The 13,586-nt window shown below is 70.2% G+C and carries 7 protein-coding genes; 2 read left to right on the top strand and 5 right to left on the bottom strand.

Annotated features, from left to right (window positions below; genetic code table 11):
- Positions 1-63 precede the first annotated feature (63 nt).
- The 3 genes from tldD to WS95_RS15125 all read right to left on the bottom strand — a co-directional run bounded on the left by tldD (position 64) and on the right by WS95_RS15125 (position 6,705).
- On the bottom strand, positions 64-1,530 hold the full coding sequence (tldD, locus tag WS95_RS15135) for a metalloprotease TldD (RefSeq protein ID WP_034206467.1): 1,467 nt from the start codon (positions 1,528-1,530) through the stop codon (positions 64-66).
- An 85-nt stretch (positions 1,531-1,615) separates the two neighbouring features.
- Entirely contained in the window at positions 1,616-2,443 is an 828-nt protein-coding gene (locus WS95_RS15130) for a carbon-nitrogen hydrolase family protein (protein WP_059824493.1), read from the bottom strand.
- Between the two features lie 62 nt (positions 2,444-2,505).
- Positions 2,506-6,705 (bottom strand): YhdP family phospholipid transporter, encoded by a 4,200-nt coding sequence (locus WS95_RS15125; protein ID WP_059824491.1) that lies wholly within the window; start codon positions 6,703-6,705, stop codon positions 2,506-2,508.
- Positions 6,706-6,937: 232 nt separating this feature from the next.
- On the opposite strand from WS95_RS15125, the gene glnE reads away from it, so the two are divergent.
- The gene (glnE, locus tag WS95_RS15120; RefSeq protein WP_059824489.1) at positions 6,938-9,739 is read left to right on the top strand and encodes a bifunctional [glutamate--ammonia ligase]-adenylyl-L-tyrosine phosphorylase/[glutamate--ammonia-ligase] adenylyltransferase; all 2,802 of its coding nucleotides are present in this window, start codon (positions 6,938-6,940) and stop codon (positions 9,737-9,739) included.
- Positions 9,740-9,832: 93 nt separating this feature from the next.
- On the opposite strand, the gene recN is transcribed toward glnE, so the two are convergent.
- Both recN and WS95_RS15110 read right to left on the bottom strand, forming a co-directional pair.
- Positions 9,833-11,482: a DNA repair protein RecN gene (recN, locus tag WS95_RS15115; RefSeq protein WP_059824487.1), complete on the bottom strand. Its 1,650-nt coding sequence runs from the start codon at positions 11,480-11,482 to the stop codon at positions 9,833-9,835.
- Between the two features lie 19 nt (positions 11,483-11,501).
- On the bottom strand, positions 11,502-12,404 hold the full coding sequence (locus WS95_RS15110; protein WP_034206472.1) for an NAD kinase: 903 nt from the start codon (positions 12,402-12,404) through the stop codon (positions 11,502-11,504).
- A 131-nt stretch (positions 12,405-12,535) separates the two neighbouring features.
- Between WS95_RS15110 and hrcA the strand changes: the two genes are divergently transcribed.
- Positions 12,536-13,558, top strand: coding sequence for a heat-inducible transcriptional repressor HrcA (hrcA, locus tag WS95_RS15105; RefSeq protein WP_011544637.1), 1,023 nt, complete (start codon positions 12,536-12,538; stop codon positions 13,556-13,558).
- The last annotated feature ends 28 nt before the right edge of the window (positions 13,559-13,586 follow it).

Below are 13,586 nucleotides of genomic sequence, written 5' to 3'. Positions count from 1 at the left end.
CAAAAATGCGGACAATCCGCGCGTTTTGGTCAAAAAGCGCGGATTGTCTGCACCGCGATGCGGTTATGCCGTACCGCCGACCGTCATCTTGTCGATCCGCAGGGTGGGCTGGCCGACGCCGACCGGCACGCTCTGGCCTTCCTTGCCGCACACGCCGACGCCCGTGTCGAGCGACATGTCGTTGCCGATCATGCTCACGTACTTCAGCGATTCCGGGCCGCTGCCGATCAGCGTCGCGCCCTTCACCGGGTAGGTGATCTTGCCGTTCTCGATCATGTACGCCTCGGACGCCGAGAACACGAACTTGCCGTTCGTGATGTCGACCTGGCCGCCGCCGAAGTTCACCGCGTACAGGCCGTTCTTCACCGACGCGATGATTTCCTGCGGATCCTTGTCGCCGTTCAGCATGTAGGTGTTCGTCATGCGCGGCATCGGCAGCGCCGCGTACGACTCGCGCCGCGCGTTGCCCGTGACCGGCATCTTCATCAGGCGCGCGTTCAGCGTGTCCTGGATGTAGCCCTTCAGGATGCCGTCCTCGATCAGCGTCGTGCACTGCGTCGGGTTGCCTTCGTCGTCGATGTTCAGCGAGCCGCGGCGGTTCGGCAGCGTGCCGTCGTCGACGACGGTCACGCCCTTCGCGGCGACCTGCTCGCCGATCCGGCCCGCGAACGCGGACGAGCCCTTGCGGTTGAAGTCACCCTCGAGGCCATGGCCGATCGCCTCGTGCAGCAGCACGCCCGGCCAGCCCGGCCCGAGCACGACCGTCATCGCGCCGGCCGGCGCGGGGCGGGCATCGAGGTTGACGAGCGCCGCGTGCACGGCGTCGTCGACGTAGCGCGACAACACTTCGTCGGTGAAGTAGCCGTAGTCGAAGCGGCCGCCGCCACCGCCCGAGCCGATTTCGCGGCGGCCGTTCTGTTCGGCGATCACCGTGACCGACACGCGCACGAGCGGCCGGATGTCGGCCGCGAGCGCGCCGTCGCTGCGCGCGACCAGCACGACGTCGTATTCGCCGGCGAGCCCGGCCATCACCTGCGTGACGCGCGGGTCGCGCCCGCGCGCCATCTGCTCGATGCGTTCGAGCAGCTTGACCTTGGCCGTCGCGTCGAGCGACGCGAGCGGGTCGGACGGCAGGTACAGGTCGCGGCCCGAGATGCCCGTCAGCGACGTGGCTGCCCTGATCTTCTGGCGGCCGCCGCCGGCCGCCGCGATGGCCTTGGTCGCGGCGGCGGCTTGCGCGATCGCTTCGGGCGACAGGTCGTCCGAATACGCGAACGCGGTGCGGTCGCCCGCGACCGCGCGCACGCCGACGCCCTGGTCGATGCTGAAGCTGCCCGACTTGACGATGCCTTCCTCGAGGCTCCACGCTTCGCTGCGGGTCGCCTGGAAGTACAGGTCCGCGTAGTCGACGCGATGCGTGAAGATGTCGGCGATCGTGCGCGTGAGCAGGCTTTCGTCGAGGCCGTACGGCGTGAGCAGGATGTCCTTCGCCAGCGCGAGGTTGCGGATGCCGGGTTCGATGATGTTCATGCGGATATCGGGAGTTCTCAAAAAGTTGTCGGGTGCTGCCGTGCAGACGGGTGGGCCGCACGGCGTGTCAAGCGGTGCGGCGGATTCAGGTCAGCACGCGGTGCCGCCATGCGGGCAGGCTCTGGCGTACGTCGGCGATGCGCTGCGGATCGATCGTGCCGAGCACGACGCTGGCGCCCTCGTCGCGGACCGCGACGATCTCGCCCCACGGGTCGATCAGCATGCTGTGGCCCCACGTGCGCCGGCCGTTCTCGTGCTTGCCGCCCTGCGCGGCCGCGAGCACGTAGCACTGGTTCTCGACGGCCCGCGCGCGCAGCAGCGTTTCCCAGTGCGCGCGGCCCGTCGTATACGTAAACGCCGACGGCACGACCATCAGCGCGCAGTCGCCCATGCGGCGGTACAGCTCCGGAAAGCGGAGATCGTAACAGACCGACAGGCCGACCTGCCCGAACGGCGCGTCGAACGCGACGACCGTGTCGCCCGCGCGGATCGTGCGCGCCTCGTCGAACGATTCGTCGCCTTTCTCGAAGTTGAACAGGTGGATCTTGTCGTAGCGCGCGGCCTCGTGGCCGGACGGATCGAACACGAGCGTCGTGTTCAGCACGCGACCGGGCTCCGGCGCCTTCAGCGGCAGCGTGCCGCCGATCACCCAGATGCCGTGGCGGCGCGCCGCGTCGGCGAGGAAGTGCTGGATCGGGCCGTCGCGGTACGGTTCGGCGAGCGCGAGCTTGTCGGTGTCGCGGTGACCCATGAAGCAGAAATACTCGGGCAGCAGCACGAGCTGCGCGCCTTCGCCGGCGGCTTCCGCGATCAGGCGGCGCGCTTCGGCCAGATTGCGTGTGACGTCCGGCGTGCTCACCATCTGCAGCGCGGCGACCCGGAAGGGCGTGGCGGAACGGGCGTGGTCGGTCATCGCGGAATCGGTTGCGTCATAAATGGGGTGCGGCCCGGCACCCTGCGCGCTTCGATGCGCGCTCAATGGCTCGCTGCATCGGCCGGACCGTGATTCATCTTACCCTGATCGCCGCGCACCCGCTCGATGTGCGGGTGCGCCCACGAGCCGGTGATCGCGTAGTCGAGCGCGAACGCCCGCGACAGCGTCTCGGACAGCGCATAGTTCGCGGCCAGCACGCCGACGCCGAGCAGCGGGTTGATGATGGCCGCGCCGATCGCGGCTGCGCCCGCGCTGATTTTCGGCGCGACGTGCGCATGCAGATCCTGCGTCTCGGCGCCGAGATCGACCGCGCCGCGCACGGTGACGTTCGCGGGGCCCGTCATCATCGAGAAGTCGTCGGTGCGCGCGATCCCGTTCGAAATCCGGCCGGTACCGGTGATCTTGTCGAACGGCAGCCCCTTGCCGACCACGTCGCGGAAGTTCAGCGTCAGGAAGCGCGCGAGGCTTTGCAGGCTCAGCACGCCGAGCAGTTTCGCCGCGCCCGGATCGACCTTCAGGATCTGCCCGTGTTCGAGGTCGACCGCGACCTGGCCGCCGAGCGACGGGAAGTCGAGCGCGGTCGGGCCGCCGCGCCAGCCGACCTTGCCCGTGACCGAGCCGTGACCGTCCGCGAGCGTGCGCGGCAGGCCGACGCGGTCGAGCAGCGCACCCGCGTTGTCGATGTCGAGCTTGAAGTCGAACACGGTGCGGCGCGGCGCGTCGGGTTCGTCGGCGCCGCGAGCGAGCGCGCGGCGCGACGTGCGCCAGTTGCCGGTCGCCGTGAGCTTCGCGGCCGGGTTCGACAGTTCCAGCTTGTCGAGCTGCCACACGGGCGTGCCGTCTTCGTCGATGTTGCGTGCGTTGACGACGAGGCGGCCGATGTCGTGATCGCGCGCGACGACCTGATCGACGATCAGGTCGATCGACGGCATCGGGCGGTCGGCCGGCGTCGGCAGGTTCATCGCGCGGCCGACGAGGTCGTGCTGCGAACTCTGCGGCACGACGAGCTTCGCGAGCCGCGCGTTGAGCACGCCCGCACCGTTGTGACCGCCGCCCGGCGCCCACGACAGGTAGCCCGAGACCTGGTTCGACGCGATGTTCGCCTGCCAGAGGTCGTCGACGTGCGACGCGCCGACGATCACGTTTTCCCAGTTGCGCTTGAGCAGTTTCAGCGTGCCGAAATGGAACGCGAAGCGCTTCGGCGCGAAGCTCGCGACATCGACGCGCGGCGCAGCCTGCGGCGCCGGCGCGTGCGGCGTGTCGGGCTGCAGCGTATGGGCGAGGGCGAGCCACGCGTCGGCGTCCAGTTCGCCGACGTCGACGGCCGCGCTCACGCCGTCCTGCGGCATGTCGGGCATCCGGTGGATGCCCATCGCGCCGCGCACCGCGCGCAGCGGCTGGCCGCGCGTCGCGTCGAGCAGGTAGGTCGCGCTCACCGGGCCGAGCGTCAGGTCGGCGTGTTCGAGGCGTTTGCCGTCCGCCTGCGGCGCCGGCTGCAGCGTGAAGCGGAACGGCATCGGCGTGCCGGCCGGCTTCGCGAACGGCGCCGGGAAGTTCAGCGCCACGCCGGTCAGGTCGGATTGCGCGCTGACGTCGGGCAGGCGGCCCGGCGCGCCGCGCACGGCGATCTTGTACGGCGCGTCGCCGACCACGTGCTCGAGCAGCGCGGCGGCCGCGCCGTGCAGGTTCAGGCCGCGCGCGGCGTCGAGCGCGAGCCGGCCGTCGACGTCCACCGCGTACGGGCCGTGCGACTGGAAGTTGCCGTTCGCGCGCACCGGGCCGCCGAGGAAGTGCCCCGACAGCGCGCGCAGCGACGCGCCGGCCTCGGTGAAGCCGACGCTGCCGCGCAGGGCCGACAGCGGCGGCACGCCGCTGGTCGACAGCGTGTTGCCGCCGAACGCGAGCGTGCCTTCGACGTGCGTGTGCGGATGGGGGACGTGCTGCGGAATCGTGATCTTGAGCGCGAGCGACGCGGGGCCCTGCGCATCGATGCGCTGGCCGATGTGGTTGCTCATCGTGCCGAGCGAGCTGTTGTCCGCGTAGTCGATCAGGTCGGCGAGCGGGCCCTGCGCATGGCCGTCGATGATCAGCGGCGAGTGCGACGGATTGCCGAGATCGTCGATGCGGCCGGCGACCTTCGTCAGCGCGACGCGCTTGTAGTGCGCGCGCTCGATGTCGAAGCGCAGCTTGTTCTGCGCGAGCTCGAACACGCCGTCGATGCCGTCGAGCGCGGGCCAGACGCTCGGCGTGCCGTTCGCGAGCTTGCGCGGCGGGTACGGCGTCGGCTCGAAGCGGCCGCCGGTGAACGGCGCGACGATGTGGAACACGCCGGCGTCCGGCTCGTGTTCGAACGGGAATTTCTCGAGCGGGCCGCGCGCGACGATCGACGCGCCCTTGGTCACCTTGCCGTCCTGCAACGCGTGGCCGAGATAGTCGCGCAGGTGTTCGGACATCCCGGTCGGCAGGTAGCGCGGAATGCGCGCGACCGACGCGCGCGCGAAATCGGCGCGCAGGTCGAGCGAGCCGCGGCCGTGGCCGGGGTTCGTGTATGAGCCCGACACCGCGATTTCGGCATCGGGGTTCGACACGAGCAGGTCGGGCAGCGACACGTCGACGCGCGCGTGCTTGTCGCCGGGCGCGGGCGTGATCGTCCATTTGGCATTGCCGCGCAGCCGGTCGAACGTCAGGCGCGGCTCGTCGAATTCGCCGGGCACGGTGACGGCCGCGTTGACCGTGTCGATATGCGCGGCGCCGCCCGTCTCGTTCGCGTCGACGCGGCCCCACAGGTTCTCGACGCCCGGCCAGCCGGCGCGCGGGTGGCCGCGCGGCGAGAGGCCGGGCGGCGGCTCCTGCGCGGCGAAGCTGATGCCTTGCAGATCGCCGAGGAAGCGGTAGCGGACGATCGGCGCGGCGCCCAGGCGCCGCTCCTCGTCGGCGAGATCGGCGTGCGCGGGTTTCGCGCGCTCGACCTCGATGTGATAGTTCGACACCATCCCGCGCGGGTCGATCTTGATCAGCTCGTTGCGCAGGCGCGCCGGCAGCGGCAGCCCGCGGATGAATTCGCTGAGGATGCCGAGATCGACGCGGTCGCCGACCACGCTGAGCAGTTGCCCTTGGTTCGCGGTCGGCACGCGGTAGCGCGCGGTCAGCGTCGACAGCGCGAGCGAGCGGGCGAGCGGCGTGCCGTCCGGCAGCGGCGGCTGGCCGAGCTCCGCATTGAAGCGCGTCAGGTGCAGCGTGTAGTCGTGGCCAGCGTCGAGCACCATGTCCCAGCCGAAGCCGACCGTCGGCACGTCGAGCCGCGGCTGCGTCGGGCGCACGCGCAGCGCGACGTCGGCGCCTTGCAGGTCGCCGCCCGCCGAGCGCAGGTGGCCGTCGCCGAAGGTCGCCCAGATCGCGTTGTCGATCCGGCCCGCGTGGATCGTGAGCGGCACGTCGAGATAGCGCGTGAGCGTCTGCAGGTCGACGGGGCCGGTCGACAGGTAGGCGTCGCCGGTCCAGTTCGCCGGCTTGCCGATCGGCGCGAGCGGCTTGTGCCTGAAGCGCGCGCGGAAATCGAGCGGGCCGAGCAGCAGCGTGCCGTTCGCGGGCGCCTGCAGCGCGGCCTTGTGCACGCGGCCGTCGTTGAGCACCGCGAGCCGGATGCCCGACAGCACCAGCTCCGGTGCGTCGTGCTGCGCGTCGCGCCAGCGCAGCGTGCCGCCGCGCAGCACGATCGCCTCCTGCTTCAGCAGCCAGGTGCCGAACGTGTCGTTGCCGCCGTGGGTGGTGGCCACGCCGACGCCGGCGACGCTCAGCGAGCCGTCGGCCGCGCGCGCGACGACGAGGTCGGGCTGGTCGACGATCAGGCTCGACAGCGCGGGCGACAGCCGCAGCAGCGACATCCACGACAGCGCGGCCGTCGCGTGCGGCACCGACAGCGCGACCTGGCCGTCACGGCCGCGAATCGTCAGGTTCGTGAGTTCGACGCCCGGCTGCATGCCGGACCAGTTCGGGGAAAGCTTGCCGATCGAAAGCTGCGCGTGGAGCTTGTCGGACACCGCGCGCTCGATGCGCGGGCGGAATTCGTCGATGCGGGGCAGCAGTACGTAGCGCAGCCCGAGGAGGGCGCCGGACGCGACGAAGTAGGTGCCGATCCCGACTGCCAGCGTCACCCTGAACACGCGACGCAGGACCGGATGATCGTGCTTCGGAGGTCCCGCTTCGGGCGCAGCTACGGCGGATTCCTGACGGTCGGACATGCGGCGGACGGGCGGCGATATGGTAGTTTTGCAGACTGACGTTGAAATGTATCACACGGGTTCGTGCCGGCGGCCGTTGGGGCAGCGCGGCACGGGCTTTCCGGCGCGCGGCGTCGCGACGGGCGCACGAGCGTCCGTCGCGACGCCGCGCCGAGTCCATGGGGCCGGTCGGCAGCGGGGCGCGCACGCGCCGGCCCGCCGCCCCCGGCCTTTCCGCCAGGCCCGCTTCTCGATGACCGACGCTTCCGACCTGATCAGCACGTCCTATTCCCGATATCTGGCCCGCGCGGCTGCCGCTCGACCCGCGCTGGCCGAGCAGGTCGCCGCGTGGGCGGCCGCGCCGCTCGGCCGCGCGCAGCTCGACGCGCGCTTGACCGAGCTGCTCGCGACGCCGGCCGGCACGGCCGCGCCGGGCGACGAGCAACTGAAGCGCGCGCTGCGGCAATTGCGCGCCGAGGCGTTCGGTGCGGTCGCGGAGCGCGACCTGCGCGGGCTGGCGAACGTCGCCGAGGTCACGGGCGCGATGACCGATCTCGCCGAGGTGGCCGTGCAGCGCTCGCTGGCACTGCTGTCGGCCGAACTCGAGGCGCTGTACGGCGAGCCGCGCGGCGCCGACGGCCAGCGCGTCGTGCTCGGCGTGGTCGGGATGGGCAAGCTCGGCGGCCGCGAGCTGAACGTGTCGTCGGACATCGACCTGATCTTCGTCTACGAGGACGACGGCGAGACCACCGGCGGCGCACGTTCGCCGCTGTCCACGCAGGAATACTTCACGCGGCTCGGCCGGCGCCTGATCGGCGTGCTGTCCGAGGTCACGGCCGACGGCTACGTGTTTCGCGTCGACATGCGGCTGCGCCCGAACGGCGATTCGGGGCCGCTCGTGTGCAGCCTCGGCATGCTCGAGGAATATTTCTACGTGCAGGGGCGCGAGTGGGAGCGCTATGCGTGGATCAAGGGGCGGCTCGTGTCGGAAGGCGACAGCGACGCGGCGCAGCGGCTCGCGTCGCAGCTCGAGTCGATCGTCAAGCCGTTCGTCTACCGTCGCTATCTCGATTTCGGCGTGATCGGCGCGATCCGTTCGCTGCACCAGCAGATCCGGCACGAAGCGGCGCGGCGCGCGTCGATGCGGCCCGACAAGGCCGACGACATCAAGCTTGGGCGCGGCGGGATCCGCGAGATCGAGTTCAGCGCGCAGGTGTTCCAGTTGATCCGCGGCGGCCAGGATGCGGGATTTCGCGTGCGGCCGACGCTCGCGGTGCTGCGGCATGCGCAGGCGCGCGGGCTGATCGGCGACGACGTATGCGCCTGCCTGACCGACGCCTACAACTTCCTGCGTACGCTCGAGCACCGGCTGCAGTATCGCAACGACGCACAGACGCACGCGATGCCGGTCGAGCCCGACGAGCGCGCGGCGCTGGCCGCGTCGCTCGGTTTTGCCGACTATGCGGCGCTGATGACGGTGCTGGATGGCCACCGCACGTTCGTCGAAGCGCAGTTCGACCAGATTTTCGCCGACAAGGCGAGCGGCGCGCCGTGCGCGGCCGGCGACGACACGGCCGCCGCGTGGATCTGGAGCGGCGCGCTGGCCGACGACGGCGAGGACGACGCGCTGGTCGCGCGCCTCGACGGCCTGGGCTTCGCCGATCCGGCCGCCGTGCTCGCGCGGCTGCGCGCGATCTGGCAATCGTCGCGCTATACGGGGCTGCCGGAAAAGAGCCGGCAGCGCTTCGACAGCGTCGCGCAGCGCGCGCTCGACGCCGCGCCGAAGATCGACGCCGCGCGCCGCGACGACACGATCGTGCGCCTGTTCGACCTGCTGGAGACGGTCAGCCGGCGCGGCGTCTATCTCGCGCTGCTGACCGAATATCCGGCCGCGCTCGACCGCGTGCTGTCGGTGCTCGGCGCGACGCGCTGGGGCGGCGGCTACCTGATCCGCCACCCGCAGCTGCTCGACGAATTGCTCGACGACGAGGCGATCGCGAGCCCGTTCGACTGGCCCGCGTTCAAGGATGCGCTGCGCGCGCGGCTCGCGGCGGCCGACGGCCCCGAGCAGCAGATGGACCTGCTGCGCCACGCGCAGCATGCGGAGGTGTTCCGGATCCTGCTGATCGATCTGGCCGGGCAACTGTCGGTCGAGCACGTGAGCGACCGGCTGTCCGAGCTGGCCGACGCGGTGCTCGACGTGACGATCGAAGTCGTCTGGTCGCAGCTCGCGAAGCGCCACCGCGACGTGCCGAAGTTCGCGGTGATCGCGTACGGCAAGCTGGGCGGCAAGGAGCTCGGCTATGCGTCGGATCTCGACCTGATCTTCCTGTACGACGACCCGGACGAGCGCTCGGCGGACGTCTACACGACCTTCACGCGGCGCCTGATCACGTGGCTCACGACCGCGACCGGCGCGGGCGCGCTGTTCGACATCGACCTGCGGCTGCGGCCGAACGGCGAGGCCGGGCTGCTCGTCACCGATCTCGACGCGTTCCGTCGCTATCAGCTGCGCGAGGGCGATGCGGCGAACACCGCGTGGGTGTGGGAGCACCAGGCGCTGACGCGCGCCCGCTACAGCGCGGGCGACGCGCAAATCGGCGCGGATTTCGAGGCGATCCGCCAGCAGGTGCTGACGACGCCGCGCGACGGCGGCGTGCTCGCGAAGGAGATCGTCGACATGCGCGGCAAGGTGTTTGCCGGCCACCCGAACCAGACCGCGCTGTTCGACCTGAAGCACGATCGTGGCGGGATGGTCGACATCGAGTTCATCGTCCAGTACTGGGTGCTGCTGCATGCGTCGAGCGACGCCGAGCTGATCCGCAATACCGGCAACATCGCGTTGCTGCGCGAAGTCGCGCGCTTCGGGCTGATGGGCGAGGACGAGGCCGAGCGCGTCGGCGCGGCGTATCGCACATACCGGAAGCTGCAGCACAAGCTGCGGCTCGACGGGATGGAGAAGGCGCGTGTCGATCCGGCGGTGGTCGCGGACGAGCGCGCGGCCGTGACGGCGCTGTGGACGCGTGTGTTCGGCGCGGTTGAAACGGGCGTTTGAACGAAGGCGGGGCGGGCGCGGCATCGATCCGCGTACCGCCCTGAGTCGAATGGGCGAGCCCGTTCGACTTGAGCGGGACAGGCGGCAGCCATGTCAGGCCGCCAGCATTTCCTTCGCGTGCTTGCGCGTGGTGGCCGTGATTTCGAGCCCGCCGAGCATCCGCGCGACTTCCTCGATCCGGCTGGCGCGGTCTAGCGCAACCACGGTCGATACCGTGCCGCCGCGTTCGTCGGCGCCCTTCGCCACCTGGAAATGATGGTCGCCGCGCGCGGCGACCTGCGGCAGGTGCGTCACGCACAACACCTGGCGGTCGCGCCCGAGCTGGTGCAGCAGGCGGCCGACCACTTCGGCGACGCCGCCGCCGATTCCCGTATCGACTTCGTCGAAGATCAGCGTCGGCGTCGGGCTCGCCGCGCTGGCGATCACCGCGAGCGCGAGACTGATCCGCGCGAGTTCGCCGCCCGACGCGACCTTCGCGAGCGGCCGCAGCGGCACGCCCGGGTGACCGGCCACGCGGAATTCGACCTGCTCGAGCCCGTGCGGGCTGCCGTCTGCGAGCGGCACGAGCGCGACTTCGAAGCTTCCGCCCGCCATCGACAATTCCTGCATGCCGGCCGTGACGGCCGCGCCGAGCGCCTTGGCGGCCTGCGCGCGCGCCTTCGACAGGCGTTTGGCGTCGGCGAGATAGGCTTCCCGCGCCTTGGCCTGCGCCGCCTCGAGCGCGCCGAGATCGGCGGCCGCGTCGAGCGCGGCGAGTTGCGCGCGGCGCGCCGCATGCTCTTCGTGCAGCGTGTCGGGCGGCAGCCGGAACTTGCGGGCGGTCGAGTGCAGCGCGTCGAGACGCGTTTCGACCTGCGCGAGCCGCTCGGGGTCGAGATCGACGCGCTGTGCATAGTGCGACAGCGAATAGACGGCTTCCTGCAACTGGATCTCGGCCGGCTCCAGCGACGCGAGCGCATCGCCGAGCGCGGTGTCGTAGTCGGCCAGGCCGCGCAGCTTCGACACGATCGCGCCGAGCTGCGCGAGCATCGCGTCGTCGGACTCGGACAGTGCGTTGAGCGCGCCGCGCACGCCTTCGATCAGGTTCGCCGAATGCGACAGGCGCTTGTGTTCGTTGCTGACTTCGTCCCACTCGCCGGCTTGCGGCGCGAGCTTGTCGAGTTCGGCGAGCTGCCATGCGAGCTTTTCGCGTTCGAGCTGCAGCTCGCGCTCGTGCGCCTTCGCGGCGTCGATCGCCTGCGTCGCGTCGCGCCACACGCGCCACGCGCGCGCGACGTTCGCGGCCTCGGCGACGAGCCCCGCGTGCGTGTCGAACAGCTCGCGCTGCGCGTCGGGCCGCATCAGCAACTGATGCGCGTGCTGGCCGTGGATGTCGACGAGCATCTCGCCGAGCTCGCGCAGTTGCGCGAGCGTCGCGCTGGTGCCGTTGATGAACGCGCGCGAGCGGCCGTTCGCGTCGATCACGCGGCGCAGCATCACGGTGTCCTCGGCGTCGAACGCGTGCTCGTCGAGCCAACGCGCGACGCGGTCGTGCGGCGTGAATTCGGCCGTGATGTCGGCGCGGCCGCAGCCGGTGCGCACGACGCTCGCGTCGGCGCGTTCGCCGAGCGCGAGGGCGAGGGCGTCGATCAGGATCGATTTGCCGGCGCCGGTTTCGCCGGAAAAGACGGAAAAGCCGCTGTCGAATTCGAGATCGAGCGCGGCGACGATGACGAAGTCGCGGATCGAGAGGTGGCGGAGCATGGTATCGGGCGGAGCGGCGTCAGGACGCCTTGTCGTCTTCGTTCGATGCGTGTTCGTTCCAGTGCAGCTTCTTGCGCAGCGTCGTGTAGTAGCTGTAGCCGATCGGGTGCAGGAACGGCACCGTGTGCTTCGAGCGGCGCACCTCGATCGTATCGTTCAGTTCGAGCGACGTGAACGACTGCATGTCGAAGTTCACGTTGACGTCGCGGCCGCCGACGATCTGGATCGCGATTTTCGAATCGTCGGGCAGCACGATCGGCCGGTTCGACAGCGCGTGCGGCGCGATCGGCACGAGCACGATGCCCGCCAGCTGCGGATGGAGGATCGGGCCGGCCGACGACAGCGCATACGCGGTCGAGCCGGTGGGCGTCGCGACGATCAGGCCGTCCGAGCGCTGGTTGTACATGTAGCGGCCGTCGACCGACGCGCGCAGCTCGACCATCCCGGAGAAGCCGCTGCGGTTCACGACGACGTCGTTGAACGCGAGCGCGTGGTAGATCGGTTCGCCGTCGCGCACGATCCGCGCCTCGAGCAGCGAGCGCTCCTCGCGCTCGAACTTGCCGGCCAGCATCACGGGCACGAGCGCCTGCATGTCGGATGCCGCGATGTCGGTGATGAAGCCGAGCCGCCCGTGGTTGATCCCGATCAGCGGGGTCCGGTAGGGCGCAAGCTGGCGGCCGATGCCGAGCATCGTGCCGTCGCCGCCGAGCACGATCGCCACGTCCGCTCGCGCCCCGATTTCGGCCGGCGTGAGCGCCGGGTAGCCGGCGATGCCGATTTCGCGCGCGGTCTCGCCTTCGAATACGACCTCGAAGCCGAGCGTGGCGATGCTGTCGGCCAGCGTGGCGAGCGGCTCGGCGATGCCGGGCGTGTTGCTCCGGCCGACGAGCGCGACAGTGTTGAACTGATTACCGGTTTTCATGCCGGCATTACACCATAGCTCGTTGACGAAAAGAACCGGCTGTGCGCCGACGGGGCCGGATCGGGCCGGCCCGCGCAATGGTGGTCGACGCCACTCGCCGCGCTCGCGCGGTTGCGCTAAAATTTTCCACCATGCTAGATCCTCGCGCACGAACCCTCCTGAAAACCCTGATCGAACGGTATATCGCCGACGGTCAGCCGGTCGGATCGCGCACGTTGTCCCGTTACTCCGGGCTCGAGCTGAGCCCGGCGACGATCCGCAACGTGATGTCCGACCTGGAGGAGCTCGGCCTCGTGTCGAGTCCGCACACGTCGGCCGGCCGGGTGCCGACGCCGCGCGGCTACCGGCTGTTCGTCGATACGATGCTGACGGTCGAGGCACCGATCGACGCCGAGGCTGTCGCGCGCCAGGTGCAGAACACGCTGCAGGCCGGCGAGCCGCAGCAGCGGGTGGTCGCCGCCGCCGCGAGCGTGCTGTCGAACCTGTCGCAGTTCGCGGGTGTCGTGCTGACGCCGCGCCGCAGCCACGTGTTCAAGCAGATCGAGTTCATGCGTCTGTCCGACAAGCGCATCCTGCTGATCATCGTCACGCCCGAGGGCGACGTGCAGAACCGCATGCTCGCGACGCCGCGCGACTATTCGCCGTCGCAGCTGACCGAGGCGTCCAACTACATCAATGCGCATTTCGCCGGGCTGTCGTTCGACGAGGTGCGCCGCCGCCTGCGCGACGAGATCGACCAGCTGCGCGGCGACATGACGACGCTGATGCACGCGGCCGTGACGGCCAGCACCGAGGTGCCCGACACCGAGGACACCGTGCTGATTTCCGGCGAGCGCAACCTGCTCGAAGTGGCGGATCTGTCGTCCGACATGGCGCGGCTGCGCAAGCTGTTCGACGTATTCGACCAAAAGACGGGCCTCCTGCAACTGCTCGACGTGTCGAGCCACGCCCAGGGCGTGCAGATCTTCATCGGCGGCGAATCGACGCTCGTGCCGATCGAGGAAATGAGCGTCGTCACCGCGCCGTACGAGGTGAACGGGCAGATCGTCGGCACGCTCGGCGTGATCGGCCCGACCCGGATGGCGTACAACCGGGTGATACCGATCGTCGACATCACCGCGCGCCTGCTGTCGCTCACGCTGAGCCAGCAATAGCCAGCAATAACCGGCGATCGCCGGCCCG

The organism is Burkholderia sp. MSMB1826, from assembly GCF_001526325.1.
Taxonomy (GTDB): domain Bacteria; phylum Pseudomonadota; class Gammaproteobacteria; order Burkholderiales; family Burkholderiaceae; genus Burkholderia.
The sequence above is the reverse complement of the archived record's forward strand: the minus strand, read 5'-3'. Positions and strand labels throughout refer to the sequence as shown.

What these genes read in the sequence shown, in the direction of transcription:
- tldD (WP_034206467.1), bottom strand. Translation starts at nt 1,530, where the DNA reads ATGAACATCATCGAACCCGGCATCCGCAACCTCGCGCTGGCGAAGGAC.
- WS95_RS15130 (WP_059824493.1), bottom strand. Translation starts at nt 2,443, where the DNA reads ATGACCGACCACGCCCGTTCCGCCACGCCCTTCCGGGTCGCCGCGCTG.
- WS95_RS15125 (WP_059824491.1), bottom strand. Translation starts at nt 6,705, where the DNA reads ATGTCCGACCGTCAGGAATCCGCCGTAGCTGCGCCCGAAGCGGGACCT.
- glnE (WP_059824489.1), top strand. Translation starts at nt 6,938, where the DNA reads ATGACCGACGCTTCCGACCTGATCAGCACGTCCTATTCCCGATATCTG.
- recN (WP_059824487.1), bottom strand. Translation starts at nt 11,482, where the DNA reads ATGCTCCGCCACCTCTCGATCCGCGACTTCGTCATCGTCGCCGCGCTC.
- WS95_RS15110 (WP_034206472.1), bottom strand. Translation starts at nt 12,404, where the DNA reads ATGAAAACCGGTAATCAGTTCAACACTGTCGCGCTCGTCGGCCGGAGC.
- hrcA (WP_011544637.1), top strand. Translation starts at nt 12,536, where the DNA reads ATGCTAGATCCTCGCGCACGAACCCTCCTGAAAACCCTGATCGAACGG.